22 protein-coding genes are annotated in these 22,767 nt (G+C 64.7%); 11 read left to right on the plus strand and 11 right to left on the minus strand.

All coding sequences use genetic code 11. The features are described 5' to 3' along the window. Window positions 1–11: 11 nt before the first annotated feature. The gene (locus XH85_RS00310; RefSeq protein ID WP_128930258.1) at window positions 12–479 is read right to left on the minus strand and encodes a PH domain-containing protein; all 468 of its coding nucleotides are present in this window, start codon (window positions 477–479) and stop codon (window positions 12–14) included. A gap of 153 nt (window positions 480–632) precedes the next feature. Between XH85_RS00310 and XH85_RS00315 the strand changes: the two genes are divergently transcribed. From XH85_RS00315 to XH85_RS00335, 5 genes are all read left to right on the plus strand, one after another. Next, window positions 633–1,889, plus strand: coding sequence for an aspartate kinase (locus tag XH85_RS00315; protein WP_128930259.1), 1,257 nt, complete (start codon window positions 633–635; stop codon window positions 1,887–1,889). 268 nt (window positions 1,890–2,157) lie between these two features. After that, window positions 2,158–4,425 carry a phosphoenolpyruvate--protein phosphotransferase gene (ptsP, locus tag XH85_RS00320; RefSeq protein WP_128930260.1) on the plus strand — a complete coding sequence of 756 codons (2,268 nt, stop codon included), beginning with the start codon at window positions 2,158–2,160 and terminating at the stop codon, window positions 4,423–4,425. A 57-nt stretch (window positions 4,426–4,482) separates the two neighbouring features. Next, on the plus strand, window positions 4,483–5,568 hold the full coding sequence (prfA, locus tag XH85_RS00325; protein ID WP_128930261.1) for a peptide chain release factor 1: 1,086 nt from the start codon (window positions 4,483–4,485) through the stop codon (window positions 5,566–5,568). Window positions 5,569–5,571: 3 nt separating this feature from the next. Next, window positions 5,572–6,453 carry a peptide chain release factor N(5)-glutamine methyltransferase gene (gene prmC, locus XH85_RS00330; RefSeq protein ID WP_128930262.1) on the plus strand — a complete coding sequence of 294 codons (882 nt, stop codon included), beginning with the start codon at window positions 5,572–5,574 and terminating at the stop codon, window positions 6,451–6,453. A 459-nt stretch (window positions 6,454–6,912) separates the two neighbouring features. Beyond that, window positions 6,913–7,692, plus strand: coding sequence for a DUF4167 domain-containing protein (locus XH85_RS00335; protein ID WP_128930263.1), 780 nt, complete (start codon window positions 6,913–6,915; stop codon window positions 7,690–7,692). A gap of 229 nt (window positions 7,693–7,921) precedes the next feature. Here XH85_RS00335 and XH85_RS00340 read toward each other — a convergent pair whose 3' ends face one another. Beyond that, on the minus strand, window positions 7,922–8,668 hold the full coding sequence (locus XH85_RS00340; protein WP_091893760.1) for a class I SAM-dependent methyltransferase: 747 nt from the start codon (window positions 8,666–8,668) through the stop codon (window positions 7,922–7,924). Window positions 8,669–8,776: 108 nt separating this feature from the next. On the opposite strand from XH85_RS00340, the gene gloB reads away from it, so the two are divergent. Next, a complete protein-coding gene (gene gloB / locus XH85_RS00345; protein WP_128930264.1) occupies window positions 8,777–9,544 on the plus strand; it encodes a hydroxyacylglutathione hydrolase in 768 nt (255 codons plus the stop codon). Window positions 9,545–9,567: 23 nt separating this feature from the next. Continuing rightward, the gene (locus XH85_RS00350; RefSeq protein WP_091893764.1) at window positions 9,568–9,990 is read left to right on the plus strand and encodes a cupin domain-containing protein; all 423 of its coding nucleotides are present in this window, start codon (window positions 9,568–9,570) and stop codon (window positions 9,988–9,990) included. Window positions 9,991–10,126: 136 nt separating this feature from the next. On the opposite strand, the gene yddG is transcribed toward XH85_RS00350, so the two are convergent. The 3 genes from yddG to XH85_RS00365 form a co-directional block, all read right to left on the minus strand. After that, window positions 10,127–10,996 (minus strand): aromatic amino acid exporter YddG, encoded by an 870-nt coding sequence (yddG, locus tag XH85_RS00355; protein ID WP_128930265.1) that lies wholly within the window; start codon window positions 10,994–10,996, stop codon window positions 10,127–10,129. Window positions 10,997–11,165: 169 nt separating this feature from the next. After that, complete coding sequence (gene phbB, locus XH85_RS00360; RefSeq protein ID WP_091893769.1) at window positions 11,166–11,891, minus strand: acetoacetyl-CoA reductase; 726 nt, start codon at window positions 11,889–11,891, stop codon at window positions 11,166–11,168. A 242-nt stretch (window positions 11,892–12,133) separates the two neighbouring features. Continuing rightward, window positions 12,134–13,312 (minus strand): acetyl-CoA C-acetyltransferase, encoded by a 1,179-nt coding sequence (locus XH85_RS00365; protein ID WP_128930266.1) that lies wholly within the window; start codon window positions 13,310–13,312, stop codon window positions 12,134–12,136. A 304-nt stretch (window positions 13,313–13,616) separates the two neighbouring features. On the opposite strand from XH85_RS00365, the gene phaR reads away from it, so the two are divergent. Both phaR and XH85_RS00375 read left to right on the plus strand, forming a co-directional pair. Next, the gene (phaR, locus tag XH85_RS00370) at window positions 13,617–14,207 is read left to right on the plus strand and encodes a polyhydroxyalkanoate synthesis repressor PhaR (RefSeq protein ID WP_128930267.1); all 591 of its coding nucleotides are present in this window, start codon (window positions 13,617–13,619) and stop codon (window positions 14,205–14,207) included. Between the two features lie 40 nt (window positions 14,208–14,247). Beyond that, on the plus strand, window positions 14,248–14,868 hold the full coding sequence (locus XH85_RS00375; RefSeq protein WP_128930268.1) for a class I SAM-dependent methyltransferase: 621 nt from the start codon (window positions 14,248–14,250) through the stop codon (window positions 14,866–14,868). 143 nt (window positions 14,869–15,011) lie between these two features. Here the strand turns inward: XH85_RS00375 and XH85_RS00380 are convergent, their stop codons facing one another. Then, on the minus strand, window positions 15,012–15,899 hold the full coding sequence (locus tag XH85_RS00380; RefSeq protein ID WP_164940673.1) for a branched-chain amino acid aminotransferase: 888 nt from the start codon (window positions 15,897–15,899) through the stop codon (window positions 15,012–15,014). Between the two features lie 120 nt (window positions 15,900–16,019). Here XH85_RS00380 and XH85_RS00385 point away from each other — a divergent pair, with 120 nt between their 5' ends. Next, on the plus strand, window positions 16,020–16,955 hold the full coding sequence (locus XH85_RS00385; protein ID WP_128930270.1) for an alpha/beta hydrolase: 936 nt from the start codon (window positions 16,020–16,022) through the stop codon (window positions 16,953–16,955). Window positions 16,956–16,995: 40 nt separating this feature from the next. Here XH85_RS00385 and XH85_RS00390 read toward each other — a convergent pair whose 3' ends face one another. The 3 genes from XH85_RS00390 to XH85_RS00400 all read right to left on the minus strand — a co-directional run bounded on the left by XH85_RS00390 (window position 16,996) and on the right by XH85_RS00400 (window position 18,463). Beyond that, entirely contained in the window at window positions 16,996–17,241 is a 246-nt protein-coding gene (locus tag XH85_RS00390; RefSeq protein WP_128930271.1) for a hypothetical protein, read from the minus strand. An 87-nt stretch (window positions 17,242–17,328) separates the two neighbouring features. Next, window positions 17,329–17,889, minus strand: coding sequence for a carboxymuconolactone decarboxylase family protein (locus XH85_RS00395; RefSeq protein ID WP_164940426.1), 561 nt, complete (start codon window positions 17,887–17,889; stop codon window positions 17,329–17,331). Window positions 17,890–17,998: 109 nt separating this feature from the next. Beyond that, on the minus strand, window positions 17,999–18,463 hold the full coding sequence (locus tag XH85_RS00400) for an Lrp/AsnC family transcriptional regulator (protein ID WP_091893785.1): 465 nt from the start codon (window positions 18,461–18,463) through the stop codon (window positions 17,999–18,001). 164 nt (window positions 18,464–18,627) lie between these two features. On the opposite strand from XH85_RS00400, the gene XH85_RS00405 reads away from it, so the two are divergent. Next, window positions 18,628–19,641 (plus strand): 1-aminocyclopropane-1-carboxylate deaminase, encoded by a 1,014-nt coding sequence (locus tag XH85_RS00405; RefSeq protein ID WP_128937043.1) that lies wholly within the window; start codon window positions 18,628–18,630, stop codon window positions 19,639–19,641. A 191-nt stretch (window positions 19,642–19,832) separates the two neighbouring features. Here the strand turns inward: XH85_RS00405 and recQ are convergent, their stop codons facing one another. Together recQ and XH85_RS00415 are read right to left on the minus strand one after the other, a co-directional pair. After that, a complete protein-coding gene (recQ, locus tag XH85_RS00410) occupies window positions 19,833–21,698 on the minus strand; it encodes a DNA helicase RecQ (protein WP_128930273.1) in 1,866 nt (621 codons plus the stop codon). A gap of 242 nt (window positions 21,699–21,940) precedes the next feature. Continuing rightward, complete coding sequence (locus tag XH85_RS00415) at window positions 21,941–22,684, minus strand: polysaccharide deacetylase family protein (protein WP_128930274.1); 744 nt, start codon at window positions 22,682–22,684, stop codon at window positions 21,941–21,943. Window positions 22,685–22,767 lie beyond the last annotated feature (83 nt).

Below are 22,767 nucleotides of genomic sequence, written 5' to 3' on the forward strand. Positions count from 1 at the left end.
TACGCGCGGTCCTACCGCGTGGTGATCGAACTACGGAAGGCGAGCGGCGAGGCGATGGTCTTGATCGTCTCGATTCCCTCGCCAACGCCGCGAATCGTCACATCACCATAATTGAGAATCCGTCCAAGAATGGTCTGGTCGACGTCGACGCTCTCGACCTTGTCCAGCGCCATCTCGAAGGTGCGGCGCTTGATGAACCCGGTCTTGTGCACGACCCGGAGGTTGGTGACGTCGGTTTCGGTGGTGAAGCGATGGAACCAGCCCTTGATGGTCCAGTACAGGGCCGCCAGAGCCACGAGACCCGCGGCTGTAAGGCAAAGCAAAACGAGCCCGTCGGCCGTGACCTGCCGCGACAGGATCAGCAGGGCTAACGTTACGATCCAGGCCACGATGGCCGGAAAATAAAAGATCCAGTGCGCATTGGTCGAATACAGCACCCGCTCGCCCGGTTGCAGGATCTCGTCGATATAACGCGCCATGGCCTCGGTTAACCCACTACCTCCGCACCCTGCCCCCGCAGGAACCCGCTTGCCCCCGGCCCCGCCGCTCTGTATACGCGCGGTCGGTATCCGCGAGGCACCCGTCCGGTGCGGTCACCATACTGATCCTTATGAGGGAATGCACGCGTCGTCATGAGCCGCCTCGTGATGAAATTCGGCGGCACGTCCGTCGCCAACATCGAACGTATCCGCAACGTCGCGCGCCATGTGAAGCGTGAGGTCGACGCCGGCCATGAAGTGGCCGTGGTCGTCTCGGCGATGTCCGGCAAGACCAACGAGCTGGTGGCCTGGTGCACCGAGGCCTCGCCCATGCATGATGCGCGCGAGTACGACGCCGTCGTCGCCTCCGGCGAACAGGTGACGTCCGGCCTGCTTGCCATCGTGCTGCAGGGCATGGGCATCCAGGCCCGCTCCTGGCAGGGCTGGCAGATCCCGATCAAGACCAGCGACGCTCATGCCTCGGCCCGGATCGAGGACATCGACGGCAGCGAGATCATCAAGCGCTTTAGGGAACGCAAGGAGGTCGCGGTCATCGCCGGCTTCCAGGGTATCAACCCAGATACGGATCGCATCACCACGCTCGGCCGTGGCGGCTCCGACACCTCGGCCGTGGCGATCGCCGCCGCCGTCAAGGCGGACCGCTGCGATATCTACACCGATGTCGACGGGGTCTACACCACCGATCCGCGAATCGTGCCGAAGGCCAAGAGGCTTGATAAGATCGCGTTCGAAGACATGCTGGAACTGGCCTCCCAGGGCGCCAAAGTGCTCCAGGTCCGCTCGGTGGAACTCGGCATGGTCCACAACATGCCGATCTTCGTCCGCTCGAGCTTCGACAAGCCCGAGGATATCGACCCGCATGCCAACCAGCCGCCCGGCACGCTGATCTGCAGCGAGGAGGAGATCATGGAAAGCCACGTCGTCACCGGTATCGCCTTCTCCAAGGACGAGGCCCAGATTTCGGTGCGCCAGGTCGAGGACAAGCCGGGCGTGGCGGCCTCGATCTTCGGCCCGCTGGCGGATGCCAACATCAACGTCGACATGATCGTGCAGAACGTCTCGGAGGACGGCAAGACCACCGACCTCACTTTCACGGTGCCGGCCGCCGACTACACCCGCGCCAAGGACACGATTACCGCCGCCAAGGCCAAGATCGGCTATGCCCGGCTCGATACCGCCACCGACGTCGCCAAGATTTCGGTGATCGGCAGTGGCATGCGCAGCCATGCCGGCGTCGCCGCCCAGGCGTTCTCGGCCCTCGCCGGACGGAATATCAACATCCGGGCCATTACAACCTCCGAGATCAAATTCTCGGTTTTGATCGACACCGCCTATACCGAGCTTGCAGTGCGCACCCTGCACACGCTCTACGGCCTCGATCAGACTTAGGCGAATTTTCTGTTAGCGGTCGCAGCAAACGCGAAGGTGTCCACACATTCGCGTTTGGCAGGCGTTTTGCTTGGCAAAACAAGCCCCAATTCGCTATAGGCGGACAGGGTGGGCTGCCAGATACTGTGCCCCAGTTGAGGCGATGCCGATTCGGCTCTGGCAACCACCAGGGCCGGCGCCGGACGAACAAGCTTGTTGTTTTTCTGGATTTCCGGGCGAGCCGCCGACGGCCCTTCGGGGCCCGGCAGACGGAGGAGATTGACGGTACATGCGGAGCGCGTCGGGAGGTCCCCGCGTCTTGTTGAGACGGCTCCGCGAAACCATGGCGGAGCAGGTCTCAGCCCAGGAGCGGCTGGACAAGATCGTGGTGCTGATTGCCGCCAACATGGTGGCCGAGGTGTGCTCGGTCTATGTGCTGCGCATCGACAATACGCTGGAGCTCTACGCCACCGAGGGTCTCAACCGCGAGGCGGTGCACCACACCGTGCTTAGCGCCCATGAGGGCCTGGTCGGCCTCGTCGCCAGCGAGGCGACGCCGCTCAACTTAAGCGATGCGCAGAACCACCCGGCCTTCTCGTTCCGCCCCGAGACCGGCGAAGAAATCTACCACTCCTTCCTCGGCGTGCCGATCCTGCGGGCCGGCAACACGCTCGGCGTGCTGGTGGTGCAGAACCGCGCCAAGCGCAACTATGTCGAGGAGGAGCTCGAGGCGCTCCAGACCACCGCCATGGTGCTGGCAGAGCTGATTGCCTCCGGCGAACTGTCCGCGCTCGCCCAGCCGGGCCAGGAGCCTGCCGCGCGCCATTCTGCGCAGAAGGTCGGCGCCATCCTGTCGGAAGGCATCGCGCTCGGCCATGTCGTGCTGCACGAGCCGCGCGTGGTGATCAAGGACTACATCGCCGAGGATCTGCCGAAGGAAATCAAGCGGCTCGACACCGCGCTCGCCAAGCTGCGCGCCGATCTCGACCGCATGCTGGAGCGCGGCGACGTCGCCGACGGCGGCGAGCACCGCGACGTGCTGGAAGCCTACCGCATGTTCGCCAACGACCAGGGCTGGTCGCACAAGCTGCACGAGGCGGTCGCCACCGGCCTCACCGCGGAAGCCGCCGTCGAGCGCGTGCAGTCCGACACCCGCGCGCGCATGCTGCGCTCGACCGATCCGTATCTGCGCGACCGCCTGCACGACCTGGAGGATCTCGGCTACCGCCTGATGCGACAGCTGGTCGGCCAGGACCACGCGCCTTCACGCGAGCAATTGCCCGACAACGCCATCGTCATCGCCCGTGCGATGGGCCCGGCGGCGCTGCTCGACTACGACCGCAAGCGCCTGCGCGGCATCGTGCTGGAGGAAGGCACCGCCAATTCCCACGTCTCGATCGTGGCGCGGGCGCTCGGAATCCCTGCGGTCGGCGAGGTTCCGAACGCCCCTGGCATCGCCGATCCCGGCGACGCCATCATCGTCGACGGCACGTCGGGCTCGATCTATGTGCGCCCCTCGCAGGAGATCGAGGCCGCCTTCGCCGAGCGCGTGCGCTTCCGCGCCCGCCGCCAGGCGCAGTATCTGGCGCTGCGCGATCGGCCTTGCGTTACCAAGGACGGCCAGAAGGTCGAACTGATGATCAACGCTGGGTTGGCCATCGACCTGCCGCATATCGACGACACCGGCAGTGCCGGCATCGGCCTGTTCCGCACCGAATTGCAATTCATGGTCGGCCAGAGCCTGCCGCGCACCAGCGACCAGCTCGCGCTCTATCGCACCGTGCTGGATGCGGCCGGCAGCAAGCCCGTCACCTTCCGCACCCTCGACATCGGCGGCGACAAGGCGCTGCCCTACATGGAAGCGGTGATCGAGGAGAATCCCGCGCTCGGCTGGCGCGCGATCCGGCTCGGGCTCGATCGTCCCGGCCTGTTGCGCGGCCAAATCCGCGCGCTGTTGCGTGCCGGCGGCGGCCGCGCGTTGCGCATCATGTTCCCGATGATCTCGGAGGTCGCCGAATTCGATGCGGCGAAGGCGCTGGTCGAGCGCGAGCTCACATATTTGCGCCAGCACGGCCACACGCTGCCTGAAAGAATCGACATCGGCACCATGGTCGAGGTGCCGGCCCTGCTCTATCAGCTCGACGAGCTGCTGAAGAAGGTCGACTTCATCTCGGTCGGCTCCAACGATCTGTTCCAGTTCCTGTTCGCGGTCGACCGCGGCAACGCAAAAGTCTCCGAGCGCTTCGACACGATGTCGGCGCCGATCCTGCGCGCGCTGCGCGACATCGCACGCAAGTCCCATGCGGCGAAGAAGTCGCTGTCGCTCTGCGGCGAAATGGCCTCCAAGCCGATCGGCGCGCTGGCGCTGATCGCACTGGGCTATCGTTCGCTGTCGCTCTCGGCCACCGCCCTCGGCCCGGTCAAGGCGATGGTGCTCGACCTCGACGCCAAAAAGGCCGAGGCGATGCTTGGCCCGTTGCTGGACGCGCCTGCGGGCAGCGTCGCGATCCGGCAGAAGCTGACGGAATTTGCCGAGGCCGAAGGCCTGGCGTTGTAGCGGGCCTGCGCCGCTTCCGCTCCCCTCGCCTCCGTCCGCCCATTTGAGACTGTACCGATGTCGTCACTCCCCGAAGCCAAACTGGACGTTCTGCTCGCGCATCACGCCTCGCTCGAGGCCGAATCGCTGGGCCAGCTCGCCTCCGACCGTTATGTGCAGATCACGCGCGAGCTCGCCGAGATCACGCCGCTGATCGAGGCGGTGAAGACCTATCGTTCCGCGGTCAAGGAGCTCGCCGATACCGAAGCCCTGATCGCCGATCCCGCGACCGATGCCGAGATGCGCGGCATGGCGGAAGCAGAGCGCGACGACCTGACGGCCAGGATCGAGGAGCTGGTCCAGAAGATCCGCGTCGCGCTGCTGCCCAAGGACGCCATGGACGACCGCAACGTGATGCTGGAAATCCGCGCCGGCACCGGCGGCGACGAGGCTTCGCTGTTTGCCGGCGATCTGTTCCGGATGTACGAGCGCTTCGCCAGCCTTCAGGGCTGGAAGGTCGAGGTGATCTCGGCCAGCGAAGGCACCGTCGGCGGTTACAAGGAGATCATCGCCGAGGTGCAGGGCCGCGGCGCGTTCTCCAAGCTGAAGTTCGAATCCGGCGTGCACCGGGTGCAGCGCGTGCCCGATACGGAGACGCAGGGGCGCATCCACACCTCCGCGGCGACGGTCGCGGTGCTGCCGGAGGTCGAGGATGTCGACGTCGACATCAAGAACGAGGATCTGCGCATCGAGACCATGCGCGCGCAGGGCGCCGGCGGCCAGCACGTCAACAAGACCGAATCGGCGATCCGCATCACCCACATCCCGACCGGGATCGTGGTGATGATGCAGGACAGCCGCTCGCAGCACAAGAACCGCGCCTCCGCCATGAACATTCTGCGCTCGCGCATCTATGACGCCGAGCGCCAGCGCGTCGACGCCGCGCGCTCGGCCGAGCGCAAGGAGAAGGTCGGCTCCGGCGACCGCAGCGAGCGCATCCGCACCTATAACTTCCCGCAGGGGCGCGTGACCGACCATCGCATCAATCTGACGCTCTACAAGCTGCCGCAGGTGATCGCGGGGGAAGCACTCGGCGAGCTGATCGACGCGCTGACCACAGAGCACCAGGCCGCGCAGCTCGCCGCGCAGGGCGCGGCGGCCTAACGCGTGAGCAATCCCTTCACCGGACAATCGATCGAGAGCGCGCGGCGCACGCTGGCCACGCAATTGAGATCGGCCCAGCTCGACGAAGCTGAGCTCGATGCCCGCATCCTGCTCGGCGCGGCGCTCGGCCTCGACCTCACTGGCCTGATCGCGCAGGCCGCCCGCCCCCTCACGGAAGCCGAGGCGTCGCGGCTCGCACAGCATTTACAGCGTCGCATCGCCGGCGAGCCGGTGGCGCGCATTCTCGGCACACGCGAATTCTGGGGGCTGCCATTTCGCCTGTCCGAAGCGACCCTGGTCCCGCGTCCCGATACCGAGACCGTGGTCGAGCTCGCACTCGAAATCTTTCGCGAGCAGAAGGCATCTCATCCACCCCGCATCGCCGACGTCGGCACCGGATCCGGCGCGATCCTGCTTGCGCTGCTGCACGAAATTCCTGATGCCTTCGGCGTCGGCACCGACCTCAGCCTGACCGCGCTCGCCACCGCCAGGGACAATGCCAGGGCTCTCGGCCTCGCCGACCGCGCCGCCTTCGTCGCCTGCTCCTATGCGGCGGCGCTCTCGGGCCCGTTCGATCTCATCGTATCGAACCCGCCCTATATTCCCTCGGCCGAAATCCCGAAATTGAGCATCGAGGTGCGCGAGCACGATCCGCATCTGGCACTCGACGGTGGCAATGACGGATACGACGCCTATCGCGCCCTGATCCCGCAGGCGAGCGAACGCCTCGCCCCCGGGGGCGCGCTGATCGTCGAGGCCGGACAGGGCCAGGCCCGAAATATTGAAACCTTGATGGCGGCTGCCGCGTTAGTGCCGGATAGGCCACCCAAGGCCGATCTGGCGGGCATTCCGCGGGCCGTTTCGGCCCGAAAAATGCCCCCATAAAAGCCGGATTGGCCTGTAAAAACCTCTTGGAATATCCCGTGGGAACGACTACGTTTCGGTCAACACATCGGTGCCGGCCCCGTAGACCTACGGGCGAAAGCCGGGCTCTCGGGCGAGAGCTTTACTGATTATAGGTTCCAAGCCGCAGGTCCTGTTGAGCGCGATGGCCAGTGGAGCTGCGCTGCTCTCCGACCGCAACGTGAACGAAAGCCTATTGCGCTTGAAGACTTACGCAAGAAAGCTGGGCCTGTTTCGGCAGGCGATATGAATGGGTTCGCTGGCAATGAATGCTGGCGGGTGGGGAACGCGTCTTTGTTGAACGCGACGGTCGACGAACATCGGCAGGGTTCAGGCTGCTCTTGCACGCGGTGCGTGCGAGAATCGTGAACCGCTGTCACCAGGTCACTCCGAGCAATCAGTAATGCGTGCAACCTTTAGGGCTGGAATTAAAGGCAGGACATGAGAAACGGTCAGAACAAGCAGCGGATGCGCAACCGCAACAACAATAACAACAACAACCGGCGCGGCCAGAACCCGATGACCCGGGTCTTCGAGTCCAACGGGCCCGACATCAAGATCCGCGGCACGGCTTCGCACATCGCTGAAAAATATCTTCAGCTCGCGCGCGATGCGCGCTCCTCCGGCGACCCCGTTGCGGCCGAGAACTACTACCAGCATGCCGAGCATTATTTCCGCCTGATCGCGGCCGCCCAGGAGCAGTTCCGCCAGAACCAGCAGCAGCCGCGCGGTGACGAGCCCATCGCCAGCAGCGATGACAGCGAGGACGATGGCGAGAATTTCTCGGCCTTTGGCCAGGAGCCGGGCTTCGTCCCGCAGCCGCCGCAGCAGCCTTTCATGCGCGACCGCGATGGCCAGCGTGATCACCATCAGCGCGATCATCAGCCGCGCGACAACCAGCAGCCCTATCAGCGCGATCAGCAGCAGCCGCGCGAGCACCGCGAACGCGAGCATCGTCCGCAGCCGCAATATCAGCCGCAGCCGCAGAATCAGCCGCAGCCCGTCATCTCCGATGCCGGCAGCGTCGATCGCCTGCCCTCCTTCATCACCGGCGCGCAGCCGCAAGTGAATGTCGGCGCGAATGGCGGCCAGGGCGGTTTCGAGGGTGGCGGCGGCGGTGGCGAGCGCTATCCGCGGCGGCGTCGCCGGCCGCATGGCCCGCGTCCCGAGCGCGAAGCCGCCCCGGTCGCGTCCAGCGACGATCTCGCGACCGGCGAGTAAGCTTCTTCCGATTTCGTGAACTGCATCGTCCCGGCCACGCCGGGACGATTTGTTTTTGGCGATGCGCGTTGGCTGAATTGCACCTCTCCCGCTTGCGGGAGAGGTCGGCGCGAAGCGCCGGGTGAGGGCTCTCTCCTCTTGGCGAATCTCTCTGCGGAGGCACCCTATCCCCACCCCTCTCCCGCAAGCGGGAGAGGGCGCGCACCGTCTTCGCGGCAACGCCGATGGCTCAGCTCCGTGTCACCGTCGTCGAGGACGGCACCAGCACGGGCTTCGCCAATGAGGGAATCAGCCGTGCCCGCTCGCGCTTGGCGGGGATGGCGCGGTAGACCTGCTTGGTGGCTTCGACGATGTGCACGCCGGCAAAAGGCAGTGACAGCGCCGCGCCGGCCCGCTCCCACATCTGCGCCGATTTCAACACCCAGCCGCCGGCGTAAGGCGGCATGAACAGCGCCTCGCCCCAGGCCGTCGGCGTGAACCAGGTCTGGCGCAGCAGCTCGGTGATCTGCGAGCGCGAATAGGGCCGCCCATGGCCGAACGGCGTGCTGTCGGTGCGCGTCCACACCCCACGCCGATTCGGGATCACCGCGATGACGCGGCCGGACGGCGCCAGCACGCGCCAGACTTCGCGCAGCAGCGCAGCCGGATCGTCCGACATCTCCAGCGCATGAACCAGGAGAATGCGGTCGACCGCGGCGTCAGGAAGCGGCAGCGAGAACTCGTCGACCAGCGAGGCCAGCGCCGGCCGCCCCGTCGGCCATTTCAGGACGCCCTGGGCCGCCGGCATGAACGCGATGCAGCGCTCGGCATCCTCGCGGAACAGTCCGAGATAGGGCGTGGGGTAGCCGATGCCGAGCACGCGCTGACCCTCGGCGCCCGGCCAGCGCTGCCTGATGCCGCGATTGATCATTTGCCGCGCCACGATCCCGAGGCGGCGGGAATAGAACTCGCGGAGGTCGACGACGTCGATGGTCATGACGGCAATGTAACACGCGTAAGGCCGCTACCGCGCGCGGAATATTGCATTGCCTGCGCAACGTTAACGCCATATTTGTCTGGCGGGGCTGAGCGCGATGGAGATGTCATGGCCGCCGAAATTCGTACTTTCACCTGTTTAAACGACAATTTCGGTTATTTGATCCACGATGTGGAAACCAAGGCGACGGCGTCGATCGACGCGCCCGAGGCAGGTCCCATCCTCAAGGCGCTGGAGCGCGAGGGCTGGCAACTCACCGACATCCTGATCACCCATCATCATGGCGATCATGTCGGCGGGGTCGCCGAACTCAAGCAGAAATTCAATTGCCGCGTCGTCGCGCCGCATGACAAGACCACGAAGATTGCCAACGTCGATTTGCGCGTCGCCAATGCCGACGTGGTCAAGATCGGCAACCTGCTGGCGCGCGTCGTGGAGACGCCCGGCCACACGCTCGACCACGTCTCCTACGTGTTCGACAATGAGAAGACCGTGTTCGCCGCCGACACGCTGTTCTCGATCGGCTGCGGCCGCGTGTTCGAAGGCAACTATCCGATGATGTGGGATTCGCTGTTGAAGCTGCGGGCCCTGCCCGACGACTTCAAGCTCTATTGCGGCCACGAATACACGGCATCCAACGTCAAGTTCGCGCTCACCGTCGACCCTGACAATGCGGCGCTCCAGGCCCGCGCGGCGGAGGTCGCGAGGCTCCGGGCCGAGAACAAACCGACCATTCCCGTGCTGCTCGGCGACGAGAAGCGTGCAAACGTCTTCCTGCGCGCCGACGAGCCCTCCGTTGCGGCCAGGCTGCACATGAAGGGCGCGGATGCCGCCGCGGTGTTCGGCGAGCTGCGCGAGCGCAAGAACAAATCTTGAAGAACAAGTCCTGACGGGGACCGATGCCGACCGCAGCCGAGATCATCGCCCGCCTCGAACTCCGACCGCATCCCGAAGGCGGGCACTACCGCGAGACGTTTCGCGACCAAGCGACCGACGCGCAAGGACGCTCGCGCTCGACCTCGATCTACTTCCTGCTCGCGCGCGGCGAGCGCTCGCATTGGCATCGCATCGATGCGGTCGAGACTTGGCACTATTACGCCGGCAGCCCGCTGACGCTACGCATCGCGCATGACGGCTGCTCCCAGCACGAGGTGCAGCTCGGCACGGACCTCGTCAGCGGCCAGCGGCCGCAGGCGATCGTGCCGGCGAATGCCTGGCAGATGGCGGAGACGACCGGCGAGTGGACCCTGGTCGGCTGCACCGTCGCGCCCGCGTTCGAGTTCGCGACCTTCGAGCTCGCGCCACAGGGCTGGGAGCCGTAGCTCCACACAGTCATTCCGGGGCGCCGCGCAAGCGGCGAACTATGATGCGCAGTTGCGCATCAGAGAATCCATCTCGGCACCAATGACGCGGATAGATGGATTCCGGGTTCGCGCTTCGCGCGCCCCGGAATGACAATCATCGCTTCCGTAGCACCATGTCCTTCGCCGCGATCAGGCCGCCGCCGGCGATCAGGATGGCGGCGATGGCGATGTTGGCGCTGGCCTTTGCAAAGCCCGCGGCGATGAGGAAGCCGGTGGAGAGCAGCGGCGTCGCGTAGGAGGCGGCGCCGAGCACGCGGATGTCACCGCGCTTCATGCCGATGTCCCAGCTGTAGAAAGCAGCACCGACGGGACCGATGCCGAGCGCGACCACGGAAAGCCATTGCAGCGTGGTCTCCGGCCAGACGGTGGTCTCGAGCGCTGCATGCATCAGCGCGGCGAGCGCCGCGGTCGCGAGGCAGAATCCGGCGACCGCATCGGTCGGCACCGTCTTCAATCGCCGCGACAGCACCGAATAACTCGCCCAGACGAAAGCGGCGATGAAAGCCGCGACCAGTCCCGGCACCGCCCCCGGCGCAAAGCCGCTGCTATTGCCGGCAAACAGCAGAACGGTGCCGACGAGACCGAGCACGGCGCCGATGATGTGATGCAGGAACAGCCGCTCGCCCGGCAGGAAGGACGAGAACAGCACGATCAGCAGCGGCCAGAGATAGTTCAAGAGGCCGGCTTCAGCCGGCGGCGCGAAGCGCAGCGCGAGGAAATAGAGCGCGTGATAGCCGAACAGGCCGCCAACGCCGACGACCCAGACGACGAGCGGCTGGCGCAGGCTGTTCGCCGCCTCGCGGCGGCCGATCCAGGTGAGCAGGCCGACGAGACCGCCGATCGCGAAGGTCATCGCGGCGAGCTGGAATGCCGGAATCTTTCCGGTCGCCACCGTCATCACTGAGAGCAGCGACCACATCAGGATCGCGGTCAATCCGATCAGCGTCGCGGTGCGGGGAGTCATTGTGGAAGGCCTCGTCATTCCGGGATGGCGCGTAGCGCCGGACCCGGAATCTCGAGATTCCGGGTTCGCCGCTGTCGCGGCGCCCAGGAATGACAGTGCATGGACAAATGCCCGGGACAAGCCCGGGCATGGCGATGTTGCCAATATCAGTCCGCGTGATGCCGACGCATCACACCATGTATTGGCCGCCGTTGACGGTCAGCGTCGAGCCGGTGATGGCGCCGGCCTCGTCGGCGGCGAGGAACACGACGGCGCGTGCGATCTCCTCGGGCTCGCCGAGACGGCCGATCGGGATCAGCGGCAGGATCGCCTTTTCCAGCACGTCCTTCGGCACCGCCTGCACCATCTCGGTATTGATGTAGCCCGGGCAGATCGCGTTCACGGTGACGCCGCCTTTGGCGTTCTCCAGCGCCAAGGCCTTGGTGAAGCCGATTTCGCCGGCTTTCGCCGCGGAATAATTCACCTGGCCGAACTGGCCCTTCTGTCCGTTGATCGAGGAGATGTTGATGATGCGGCCGAACTTGCGGCCGCGCATGCCTTCGATGACCTGGCGCGACATGTTGAACAGCGAGCCGAGATTGGTGCCGATCACAGCATTCCACTGCTCGAGGCTCATCTTGTGGAAGGCGCCGTCCTTGGTGATGCCGGCGTTGTTGACGAGCACGTCGATCGGGCCGACCTCGGCCTCGACCTTCTTCACGCCCTCGGCGCAGGCGTCGAAACTGCTGACGTCCCATTTGTAGACCGCGATGCCGGTCTCGGCCTTGAACTTCTCCGCCGCAGCATCATTGCCGGCATAACTCGCCGCAACCTTGTAGCCGGCCGCCTTCAGCGCCTTACTGATCGCAGCACCGATGCCCCGCGTACCACCCGTGACCAATGCAACACGTGCCATATCGTATTCCTTCCCTTGGACTCTTCGGACGTTTCTGACGCGATCGTTTTTTAACTGCGGATTATGCGGGAGGTTTGACGGACATCAAGAACAAAACGCCCGGCATGAGCCGGGCGTTTCTCTTTAGTCGAGGCATGCGCAGTTGCGAAGAATATTTGATTTGCAACCGCCGCCTTTTTAATCGCGTGCAACGCACTCAGTCGCGTGTGCAGCGCACGCGTCAGTTACATGTCAGGCTTTCCTCAGTCGCGTGCCAGACACATCGCGATGCCCATGCCGCCGCCGATGCACAGCGTGGCGAGGCCCTTCTTCGAATCGCGCTTCTGCATTTCATGCAGCAGTGTCACCAGCACACGCGCGCCGGATGCACCGATCGGATGGCCGATTGCGATCGCGCCGCCATTGACGTTGACCTTGGAGGTGTCCCAGCCGAGGTCCTTGTTGACGGCGCAAGCCTGCGCCGCAAAAGCTTCGTTGGCCTCGATCAGGTCGAGATCGCCGACACTCCAGCTGGCCTTCTTCAGCGCGGCGCGCGAAGCCGGGATCGGGCCCGAGCCCATGATCTTCGGATCGACGCCGGCCTGCGCCCACGACGCGATGCGCGCAAGCGGCTTCTTGCCTTCCTTGGCGGCCTGCTTCGCGGTCATGAGCACCACGGCGGCAGCGCCGTCATTGATACCGGAAGCCGAACCCGCGGTGACCGTGCCGTCCTTCTCGAAGGCCGGCTTGAGCTTGGCCATCCCGTCGAGCGTCGCGCCATGGCGCGGATATTCGTCGGCGCTGACGACGACGTCGCCCTTGCGGGTCTTGATGGTGACGGGAACGATCTCGTCGTTGAACCTGCCGGCCTTCTGCGCGGCCTCGGCCTTCTGCTGCGAGGCGACCGCGAACTCGTCCTGCTGGGCGCGGGTGATCTGCCACTGCCGCGCGACGTTCTCAGCGGTGTTGCCCATGTGATAGCCGTTGAAGGCATCCCACAGGCCGTCCTTGATCATGGTGTCGACCAATTCGAGGCCGCCCATCTTGACGCCGCCGCGCAGGTGCTGGGCGTGCGGGGCCATGCTCATGGACTCCTGTCCGCCGGCGACCACGATCTCGGAATCGCCGTTGAGCAGCGCCTGGTAGCCGAGCGCGACGGTGCGCAGGCCGGAGCCGCAGAGCTGGTTGACGCCCCAGGCCGGGCTCTCCACCGGAATGCCGGCGCCGATCGAGGCTTGGCGGGCCGGGTTCTGGCCCTGAGCGGCGGTCAGAATCTGACCCATGATGACTTCCGAGACGCGGCCGGGCTCGATGCCACCGCGCTCCAGCGCCGCCTTGATGGCGATGGCGCCGAGATCATGGGCGGGAAGGGTCGCGAACGCTCCGTTGAAGCTTCCGACCGGGGTGCGGGCGGCGCTGACGATGACGACATCGTCTGACATGGGCATCTCCTGAGGTTGATTGGGGGCAGGCGGGGCTGGGAAAACGGCTCGCCAGTCTCGGACGGCATCCTGTTAACGTCGTTGCGGCATGTCAATCGGCCGGAGACCGAATTCATGCCGCAGCGCATTCAAAATAGTGTTCTTGGCGCTTTCGCAAGCACGTTTTTGCTGCCCGATTAACCGTGGCGCACAAAACGGTAGCGTGACCCCTTTGAAAATGCTTATTTTGTTGCGTTGCGTACTCTTCCCGCCCTGCGGCATTGCCCGTCGGGTTCCTGTTCTCCGCGCTTGCAAGTGAGAGCCCATGGCGAAATCAGACCAACCCACCACCATCAAGAAATACGCGAACCGCCGGCTCTATAATACCGGAACGAGCACTTATGTGACGCTCGAGGACCTCGCCGCCATGGTCAAGGACGGCGAAGATTTCCTGGTCTACGACGCCAAGACCGGCGACGACATCACCCGCTCCGTGCTCGCCCAGATCATCTTCGAGCAGGAGAACAAGGCCGGCCAGAACCTGCTCCCGACCACCTTCCTGCGCCAGCTCATCCGCTTCTACGGCGACAGCATGCAGATGGTGGTGCCGAAATATCTGGAACAGTCGATCGCGACCCTGACCCAGGAGCAGGAGAAGTTCCGCAAGCAGATCGCCAACACGCTGTCCGGCACACCCTTTGCTCCGCTCGAGGAGCAGGTCCGCCGCAACATGGAGCTATTCCAGCAGACCTTCTCGATGTTCAAGCCGTTCGCCGCGCCTCGCCCCGCGGCCAGCGCGGAGCCAGAGCCCGATGCAAATGCCGAGGCGCCGAAGGACAGCAACATCGACGATCTGCGCCAGCAGATGAAGGAAATGCAGGAACGCCTCGAGCGGATGTCGAAGAAGGACGAGTAGGTCCTTCCTTCCCGGCCTTCCGCAAGCCGGAGGACGCACCATGTCCGATCGAAGCGCGTATTGGGACAACGTCTACGCCACCAAGGGCGAGGCCGAGGTCAGCTGGTTTCAGAGCAGCCCGACGACCTCGCTCGCGATGATCAGAGCAGCAAACCTAGACCCCGAGGCCGCCATCATCGACATTGGCGGCGGCGCATCGCGGCTCGTCGATGCTCTGTTGCAGGACGGACATCGCAACGTCGCCGTGCTGGATCTCTCCAGCAACGCGCTTGACGTAGCGAAGAAGCGACTCGGCGCCGCCGCGTCAGCGGTCGAGTGGATCGTTGCCGACGCCACGACATGGCGCCCGGCAAAGACATACGATCTATGGCACGATCGTGCGGCGTTTCACTTCCTGACCGAATCCCGCGACAGGGCCGCTTATGTCGAGCGCCTGCGGTCAGCACTTGCGCCTGGCGGCCACGTCATCATCGCGACGTTCGCGCCCGACGGCCCGGAGAAATGCAGCGGTCTGCCGGTGCAGCGCCATGACAGCGCGAGCCTTTTGGCGGAGTTGGGGGCGGAGTTCGAACTGATCGAAACGCGCCGCGAGACGCATCGCACGCCGTGGGATTCGACGCAGGCGTTTCAGTTCAGCCGGTTTCGGCGGCGGGCTGCTTAAGGTGTGGCCCCGCGCACGCTCCGGCCCGTAGCTTCGCGGTGCTTCCGCAATTCGTCATTGCGAGCGCAGCGAAGCAATCCAGACTGCGTCCGCGGTAAGATTCTGGATTGCTTCGCTGCGCTCGCAATGACGGAGCTCGCAGCTCAAGCCGCCAGCTTCACCGCATGGGCAAAATCCCAATAGAGTTTTCGCGCCCGGGTGTAGAACGGGCCCGGCTTCAGCTCGCGCTCGTCGATGCGGACAACCGGCGCGACCTTGGCGAAATTGCCGGATGAAAAGATCTCGTCGGCGGCGAGGAAATCGGCATAGCGCAGCGTCTTCTCGACCACGGTGATGCCGTCGCCGCGAAGCAGGCTGATGACGCGCTGGCGCGTGATGCCGTTGAGGAATGTGCCGTTGGGCACCGGCGTGTAGACCACACCGTCCTTGGCCATGAACACGTTGGAATTGCCGAACTCGGCGACGTTGCCGAGCATGTCGAGCATCAACGCGTTCTGGAAGCCGCGCGAGGCGGCCTCGGCGAGCGCGCGCGAATTGTTCGGATAGAGGCAGGCGGCCTTGGCCTCGACCGGGGCGCATTCGGCGGTGGGCCTGCGGAACGGCGACAGCGTGATGGCGTTGCCGACGGGTTTTGGCATCGGCGCCTCGTAGATGCACAGGCACCAATTGGTGGTCTCGGGGTCGAACAGCACGCCGCCGCCCGAGCCGTTCTGCGCCCAATACATCGGACGGACATAGAGCTCGGCATTGGCCGCAAAGCGCGCAATGCCCTCGCGCGCGAGCGTGAGCCAGGTGTCGGTATCGACCACCGGCTTCAGGCCAAAATTGACCGCCGATTGATTGGCGCGGGCGACGTGGCGGTCGAGATCGGGCGCCACACCCTCGAACGCGCGCGCGCCGTCGAATACGATCGAGCCGAGCCAGGCCGCATGCGTGCGCGGGCCCATGATCGGCACATTGCCGTCGTGCCATTTGCCCTCGAAGAAGGTCCAGCTCGGCGAATATTCGATGGGCTTCTTGATCTCGGCCATGACCGGCCTCCCCTTGGCGTGATGCCGCATTATAGCGGCACTATTGGTCATAATTTCTAAATGATTCCCTGCGGGAAGATGGTGAGTTACCCTCTTCCCTTGTGGGAGAACGAGAGATCCATGCCGCTCGATCCACTCGCAAAGCGCTTGTTGACCATGATGGCTGCCGCCGCGCCGCAGGCACGAAGCCGGCCGAGCGTGAATGCACGGCGGCAGTCACTGACCAAGCTGATGCAGTTCGCGCGAGCTGATGCGCCGGATGTGACGACATCCGACGGCATGCTGTCCGGCCCTGGCGGCGAGCTGCCCTATCGCCTCTATTCGCCCGCAAGCGCCGGTGAACGCGCGCCGGGCTTCGTGTTCTTTCACGGCGGCGGCCTCGTCGCCGGCAGCATTGCCACGCATGACCGCATCGCGGCAGCGCTGGCGCATGCGACCGGCTGCCGCCTCGTCTCGGTCGACTACCGGCTCGCGCCCGAGCACAAATTTCCCGCCGCCGTCGACGACGCGGTTGCCGCCACCGAGTGGGTCGCGCGCGAAGCACCAACACTCGGCATCGATGCCGAACGGCTGGTGGTCGGCGGCGATTCTGCCGGCGCCACGCTGGCTGCGATCGTGTGCCAGGAGGCGGTTCAGAACGCAGGCCTCTCCATCGTCGCGCAATGCCTGATCTGCCCGGTGCTGGATTTCGAAGAGACCTCGCCTTCGCGCGAGGAATTCGCCGAGGGTCATCTGATCGATCGCGCCACCATCGAAGCCGATCTCGCCGACTATCTGCCGGGCGGCCTGGATGCCGCCAGTCCCCGCATCTCACCCCTGCGCGCGACGCGGCTCACAGGCCTGCCGACGGCGATCATCCACACCGCCGAGTTCGATCCGATGCGCGACGAAGGCAATGCCTATGCCCGCAAGCTGCTCGCCGCGGGCGTCGTCGTCGAGCATGTCTGCCACGACGGCATGGTCCACAATTTCCACGCCATGGGCGCGATCCTGCCGCAGGCGCAGCTCGTGCTATCGCAGATCGGCGAGCAGGTCAGGCGCGCGGTTGCGAGATGAGGTCTTTCCCCTCATCCCGTTGTGGACGAAAAAAGCAGCATCACACCCTGGCGCCGATCACCGCACGCGCCGCGGTCACGTACTCAGGCCAATGCGCGTTCGCATAACGCTCGGCCTGGCGCGCACCAGCAACGTCAGGCGCATGGGCTGCTGCAATCATGCGCGCAAAGCGCTCTTCGGCAACGGTGGCGTCGTCCGTGGCAAGCTGCGGCGCGGCTACCGCTGCGGTCGGGGCGACGACGAGCCCCGCCAGTCCAGTGAGCAAGATGCGGCGTGACGTTTTCATGGCTGTCATTTCCTGTTGCCCTGTCTTGTTTCGTGCGACAAGGTAGCGCTCCGCTTCCGCCCGGTCCAGAAGCGCAAATGTGGCAAGCTAGTCCGGCACCGGCACGTCGAACGTGTTGAGCGTGACCGAGACCATGCAGTAAACGCCGACGAGGTAGGAGAGTTCGGCCGCGCCGTGCTCGCCAAACTCCTTCACGGCGGCGCGCCAGGTCAATTCCGGCAGAACGCCGCCGCCGACCAGCGCGGACGCCACGTCATAGGCGACGGCCTCCTGCCTGGTGAGATCGACCGGCCGCTGTCCGGCGACGATGGTCGCGAGCTTCTCGTCCGACAGGCCGCGCTGCTCGGCGACCAGCACATGGGCGTAGAGCTCGTAGCCGGAACGGAAATGCGAGCCGGTGACGAGGATGGCGACCTCGCGCACCGGCGCCGGCAGCAGCGGGTTCGACGCGATCGCCTTGACCAGCTCCCACACCGGCTTGCCGAAGCGCGGCTCGCGGATCCAGGGATTCCAGGGGCCGAGCAGCGCGCCGTCCTCGCGCATGTTCACAAAACCCTTGAAGTGGTCCTTGATGCCGGCTCGCATGTCGTCATAGAGCGGCTTCTGTTCGGCACTCAGGTCTTTCGGATCAAGAATGGGAAGGCGCACGGTGAGGTCTCCTCGTTGAGAAGACGCAACCGTCACCGGCAAGCCTGTGCAAGGCAAGTGAAGTTGCTGTGACGACGTCCCTGATCGACGCATTGCGAGGTCTGACCGTTCAAAACTCCAGCGGCGCGTTGTCGACGACCTCCTTCATCACGAAGAAGGTGCGGGTCTGGCGCACGCCGGGCAGCGCGATGAGCTGCTCGCCATGGATGCGGTTGAAGTCCTCCATGTCACCGACGCGGATCTTGAGGAAATAGTCGAAATCGCCAGCGACGAGATGGCAGTCGAGCACGAACTTCAGTTTTGCAATCGCCTGTTCGAAGGTGGCAAAGCTCTCCGGGGTGGAGCGATCGAGCACGACGCCGACCATCACCAGCGTGCCCTTTGCCACTTTCTTCGGCGCCACCATGGCGCGCACAGTCGCAATGAAACCATCCTCGAACAGGCGCTGGGTACGGCGATGGCAGGTGGCGGGGCTGATCGCGACGGTTTCGGCCAGCTCGGCGTTGCTGAGCCGGCCGTTATTCTGCAGCAATCGCAATATCTTAAGGTCGATGCGGTCGAGCCGGGCGGACATGGAAGAAGCTTCCAATTATAAGCGCTTGTTCGGAACAAATCATACTCAACAGCGCATAATCCGCAAGAAAACATGCAAAATTGACGCAATATTCGAGAGCACATTTTCCCAGAGCGATGCTAGTTCCCTTCCCCGGACACTAACGCCAATCGGGATGACCCATGATGCTGGAAAAATTCGCGCGCTATCCGCTCACCTTCGGCCCGACACCGATCGAGAAGCTGGAGCGGTTGTCAAAACATCTCGGCGGCCAGGTCGAGGTCTATGCCAAGCGTGAGGACTGCAATTCGGGCCTTGCCTATGGCGGCAACAAGCTGCGCAAGCTCGAATACATCATTCCGGACGCGATCGCGTCCAACGCCGACACGCTGGTGTCGATCGGCGGCGTGCAATCCAACCACACCCGCATGATCGCGGCGGTCGCCGCCAAGCTCGGCATGAAGTGCCGTCTGGTGCAGGAAGCCTGGGTGCCGCACGAGGACGCGGTCTATGACCGCGTCGGCAACATCATGCTCTCGCGCATCATGGGCGCCGACGTGCGCCTGGTCGATGACGGCTTCGACATTGGCATCCGCAAGAGCTGGGAGCAGGCGATCGAAGAGGTGAAGGCGGCGGGCGGCAAGCCTTACGCGATTCCCGCCGGCGCCTCCGTGCACAAATTCGGCGGCCTCGGCTATGTCGGCTTCGCCGAGGAAGTCCGCAAGCAGGAGAAAGAGCTCGGCTTTAAGTTCGATTACATCGTCGTCTGCACCGTCACCGGCTCGACCCATGCCGGCATGCTGGTCGGCTTCGCCGCCGACGGCCGCGCCCGCAAGGTGATCGGCATCGATGCATCGTTCACCCCTAGCCAGACGAAGGCTCAGGTGCTCGAGATCGCGCAGAACACGGCCAAGCTCGTCGAGCTCGGCAAGGAGCTCGTCGCCGATGACGTCGTGCTGATCGAGGACTACGCCTATCCCGCCTATGGCGTGCCGTCGGAAGAAACCAAGGAAGCGATCCGCATTACCGCACGTCTCGAAGGCATGATCACCGACCCCGTCTACGAGGGCAAGTCGATGCAGGGCCTGATCGATCTTGCGAAGAAAGGCTATTTCGAGAAGGGCGCGAAGATCCTCTACGCCCATCTCGGCGGCGCGCCTGCGCTGAACGGGTATGCGTATGCGTTCCGGAATGGGTGAGGCGCTCAGCTCTCGCCTCATACACAGTTGTCGTCCCGGCGAAGGCCGGGACCCATAACCACCGCGCCTCGTTTGGCGAACACTCGAAGTTCGGTACTGCTACCGAAGGCAATCGACAAATCACGCGGTATGGATCCCGGATCTGCGCGCGCTTTAGACGCGCTTGTCCGGGATGACGATCGGGGATAGCCCTACCTCGTCCTGATGATCTGCAGCAGCTCGTCGCCGTAATGCTCGAGCTTCTTGTCGCCGATACCCGGCACGTTACGGAGTTCGTCCAGCGTCGTCGGCCAGGCCCGGACGATGCCGTCGATGGTGGCATCGTGCAGCACGACATAGGCGGGCACGCCGCGCTCGCGGGCGATGTCGGAACGCCAGGAGCGCAGCCGCGCGCGCAATTCGGGATCGACATCGCCTTGCGGCGCGCTCGCCGCGGGCGCGAGGTCGCCGCGGCGCGATTTGGCCCGGCTTGAGCGGATGCGGGTGCCGGGCGCTTCCTCGCGCAGCCACACCTCCGTTTCGCCGCGCAGCACACCGCGCGAAGAGTCCGTCAGCTTCAGCGCGCCGAATGCTTCGCTGTCGCTCTGCAAATGCCCCATTGCCACCAATTGCCGCAGCACCGTGCGCCACTGCTTTTCGTTGAGCTCGCGGCCGATGCCGAACACCGACAGCTTGTCGTGGCCGAACTGCGTCACCTTCTCGGTCAGGCGCCCGACCAGCACGTCGATCAGGTGCATCGCGCCAAAACGTTGCCCGGTGCGGTAGACGCAGGACAAAAGCTTCTGCGCCAGCACCTTGCCGTCGCGCATCTTCGGCGGCGTCAGGCAATTATCGCAATTGCCGCAACTCTCACCCATCACGATCTCGCCGAAATAGGCGAGCAGCCGCCGGCGCCGGCAGTGCGGCGTCTCGGCAAGACCGACCAGCGCATCGAGCTTGCCGATCGAGACCCGCTTGAAATCGTCAGACGCAGCCGATTCGTCGATCATGCGGCGCTGCTGCACGATGTCCGAGAGGCCATAGGCCATCCAGGCTGCCGACGGCTTGCCGTCGCGGCCGGCGCGCCCCGTCTCCTGATAATAGGCCTCGATGCTCTTGGGCAGATCGAGATGGGCGACGAAGCGCACGTCGGGCTTGTCGATGCCCATGCCGAACGCGATGGTCGCAACGATGACGATGCCGTCTTCGTTGAGGAAGCGGTCCTGGTTTCGGGAGCGCACGCTGCTGTCGAGACCGGCATGATAGGGCAGCGCGGCAATGCCGGCGTCTTGAAGGGCGGCGGCGACCTCCTCGACGCGGTTGCGGGACAGGCAATAGGCCACGCCGGCATCGCCCATGTGACGCTCGCGGATGAATTCCTTCAGCTGCGAGACCGCATTGCGCTTGTCGACGATCTCGTATCGGATGTTGGGCCGGTCGAAGCTGGAGACGAATTGCGGGGCGCCTGTTAGCTGAAGTCGCGCCACGATCTCCTTGCGCGTCAGCTCGTCGGCGGTCGCGGTCAGCGCGATGCGGGGGACGTCGGGAAAGCGCTCGGCGATGATGGACAGACCAACATATTCGGGCCGGAAATCGTGGCCCCATTGCGAGACGCAATGGGCTTCGTCGATCGCGAACAGCGCCACCTTCGCCTGCGCCAGCATCGACAGGCAGCGCGGCGTCACCAGCCGTTCCGGCGCAACATAGAGCAGGTCGAGATCGCCCGCGATCAGGCGCCGCTCCACCTCCGAGGCCTCCTGCGGGGTCAGCGACGAGTTCAGCGCGGCCGCGTTGACGCCGGCTTCTATCAGGCCGGCGACCTGGTCGCGCATCAGCGCGATCAGCGGCGAGACCACGATGCCGCAGCCCTCGCGCAGCAGTGAGGGGAGCTGATAGCAGAGCGACTTGCCGCCGCCAGTCGGCATCAGCACCAGACAATTGCCGCCATCCGTCACGTGCCGGATGATCTCGTCCTGCGCGCCGCGGAACCCCGGCAGTCCGAACACCGAATGCAGCACCGACAACGCATCGCGGCCGTTGGCCGGCGCTGGCAGTGGAGCGGTGGAAGGGGAGGACATGGGCGTGTCTGGAACAAGGCCGTGGATTCGTCACAAGGCCAGTCGCATGCTGACGCGGGCGTGGCAAGGCCGTTTGCGGGGCAAAGGCAGTCTTCCCTCTCCCCTGCGGGAGAGGGTGCCGAGCGAAGCTCGGCGGGTGAGGGGTTCTATCCGCGAACTCGATAGAGACTACTATGCCGAGACAACCCCTCATCCGGCGCTTCGCGCCACCTTCTCCCGCAAGGGGAGAAGGAAGAGAGCCGCTACACCCCGATCCGTCGCAAAGCTTCCGCGACCGTCACGATCGGCATGTTGCGTTTCCGGGCCGCCTTCAGCGCATGGCGCATCAATTGCGGCGTGCAGCCAAAGGGGCTTGGCGCGTTGGCGACGTCGTGGCCGTAGAAGATCAGCCACCCACCGCTTTCGACCGCCTCATCGAAATAGCGATCGATGCCAGCCAGATCGATCTCGCAATCGATCAAAGGCGACGCGCGCAGGAACTGGAGGTCGATGACGTCGCTGTTAACGCCGGGAAGGATGCCGCGCGCCGAACGGTAGGCCCTTGTGAGCTGCGGCTTGCGCCAGACCGAGGCGAGGCCATACGGATAGGCGAAGTTCTGCAGCACGATCGAGGAATCGATGCTGCGGAAATAGTTGCGGTTTCGCTCGATCTCTCGGGCCATGGCGGCCGCGTCGAGATCGACCGCGCACTGGTGCGAGAAGGTGTGGCAGGCAATCTCGTGACCGGTCCGGTGAAGCCGCACGATCGCGTCATTCGACAGCCCATGCCAATGATCCGACGGCTGATCGATCAAGCTGCCGGAGAGGTAGAACGTGCCGCGGCCGTCATGCTGCTCCAGGAGCTCGGCACCTTCGCCTGCAGCGCTATCGGGGGCATCGTCGAAGGTGAAGCTCACCATCGGCGCGCGCGCAGGCAAACGGTGCGGCGCGGCGCGGAAATGCCGGGCCAGCCGATTGCTCACGCGTCCCTGGAGTTCCGACCACACACTGCGTTTCCTGCGATTTCGTATTTCTCTACTGAAACATTCGTGCGCTGGTTGAGGCAAGCCTAACGCTCAAGTAATCCTAA

This window comes from Bradyrhizobium zhanjiangense, from assembly GCF_004114935.1.
Lineage (GTDB): Bacteria > Pseudomonadota > Alphaproteobacteria > Rhizobiales > Xanthobacteraceae > Bradyrhizobium > Bradyrhizobium zhanjiangense.

What these genes read in the sequence shown, in the direction of transcription:
- XH85_RS00375 (WP_128930268.1), top strand. Translation starts at nt 14,248, where the DNA reads ATGTCCGATCGAAGCGCGTATTGGGACAACGTCTACGCCACCAAGGGC.
- XH85_RS00385 (WP_128930270.1), top strand. Translation starts at nt 16,020, where the DNA reads ATGCCGCTCGATCCACTCGCAAAGCGCTTGTTGACCATGATGGCTGCC.
- yddG (WP_128930265.1), bottom strand. Translation starts at nt 10,996, where the DNA reads ATGACTCCCCGCACCGCGACGCTGATCGGATTGACCGCGATCCTGATG.
- XH85_RS00340 (WP_091893760.1), bottom strand. Translation starts at nt 8,668, where the DNA reads ATGACCATCGACGTCGTCGACCTCCGCGAGTTCTATTCCCGCCGCCTC.
- XH85_RS00380 (WP_164940673.1), bottom strand. Translation starts at nt 15,899, where the DNA reads ATGGCCGAGATCAAGAAGCCCATCGAATATTCGCCGAGCTGGACCTTC.
- XH85_RS00350 (WP_091893764.1), top strand. Translation starts at nt 9,568, where the DNA reads ATGCCGACCGCAGCCGAGATCATCGCCCGCCTCGAACTCCGACCGCAT.
- XH85_RS00400 (WP_091893785.1), bottom strand. Translation starts at nt 18,463, where the DNA reads ATGTCCGCCCGGCTCGACCGCATCGACCTTAAGATATTGCGATTGCTG.
- gloB (WP_128930264.1), top strand. Translation starts at nt 8,777, where the DNA reads ATGGCCGCCGAAATTCGTACTTTCACCTGTTTAAACGACAATTTCGGT.
- ptsP (WP_128930260.1), top strand. Translation starts at nt 2,158, where the DNA reads ATGCGGAGCGCGTCGGGAGGTCCCCGCGTCTTGTTGAGACGGCTCCGC.
- recQ (WP_128930273.1), bottom strand. Translation starts at nt 21,698, where the DNA reads ATGTCCTCCCCTTCCACCGCTCCACTGCCAGCGCCGGCCAACGGCCGC.
- XH85_RS00315 (WP_128930259.1), top strand. Translation starts at nt 633, where the DNA reads ATGAGCCGCCTCGTGATGAAATTCGGCGGCACGTCCGTCGCCAACATC.
- phbB (WP_091893769.1), bottom strand. Translation starts at nt 11,891, where the DNA reads ATGGCACGTGTTGCATTGGTCACGGGTGGTACGCGGGGCATCGGTGCT.
- XH85_RS00335 (WP_128930263.1), top strand. Translation starts at nt 6,913, where the DNA reads ATGAGAAACGGTCAGAACAAGCAGCGGATGCGCAACCGCAACAACAAT.
- XH85_RS00310 (WP_128930258.1), bottom strand. Translation starts at nt 479, where the DNA reads ATGGCGCGTTATATCGACGAGATCCTGCAACCGGGCGAGCGGGTGCTG.
- phaR (WP_128930267.1), top strand. Translation starts at nt 13,617, where the DNA reads ATGGCGAAATCAGACCAACCCACCACCATCAAGAAATACGCGAACCGC.
- XH85_RS00365 (WP_128930266.1), bottom strand. Translation starts at nt 13,312, where the DNA reads ATGTCAGACGATGTCGTCATCGTCAGCGCCGCCCGCACCCCGGTCGGA.
- XH85_RS00390 (WP_128930271.1), bottom strand. Translation starts at nt 17,241, where the DNA reads ATGAAAACGTCACGCCGCATCTTGCTCACTGGACTGGCGGGGCTCGTC.
- XH85_RS00405 (WP_128937043.1), top strand. Translation starts at nt 18,628, where the DNA reads ATGCTGGAAAAATTCGCGCGCTATCCGCTCACCTTCGGCCCGACACCG.
- prfA (WP_128930261.1), top strand. Translation starts at nt 4,483, where the DNA reads ATGTCGTCACTCCCCGAAGCCAAACTGGACGTTCTGCTCGCGCATCAC.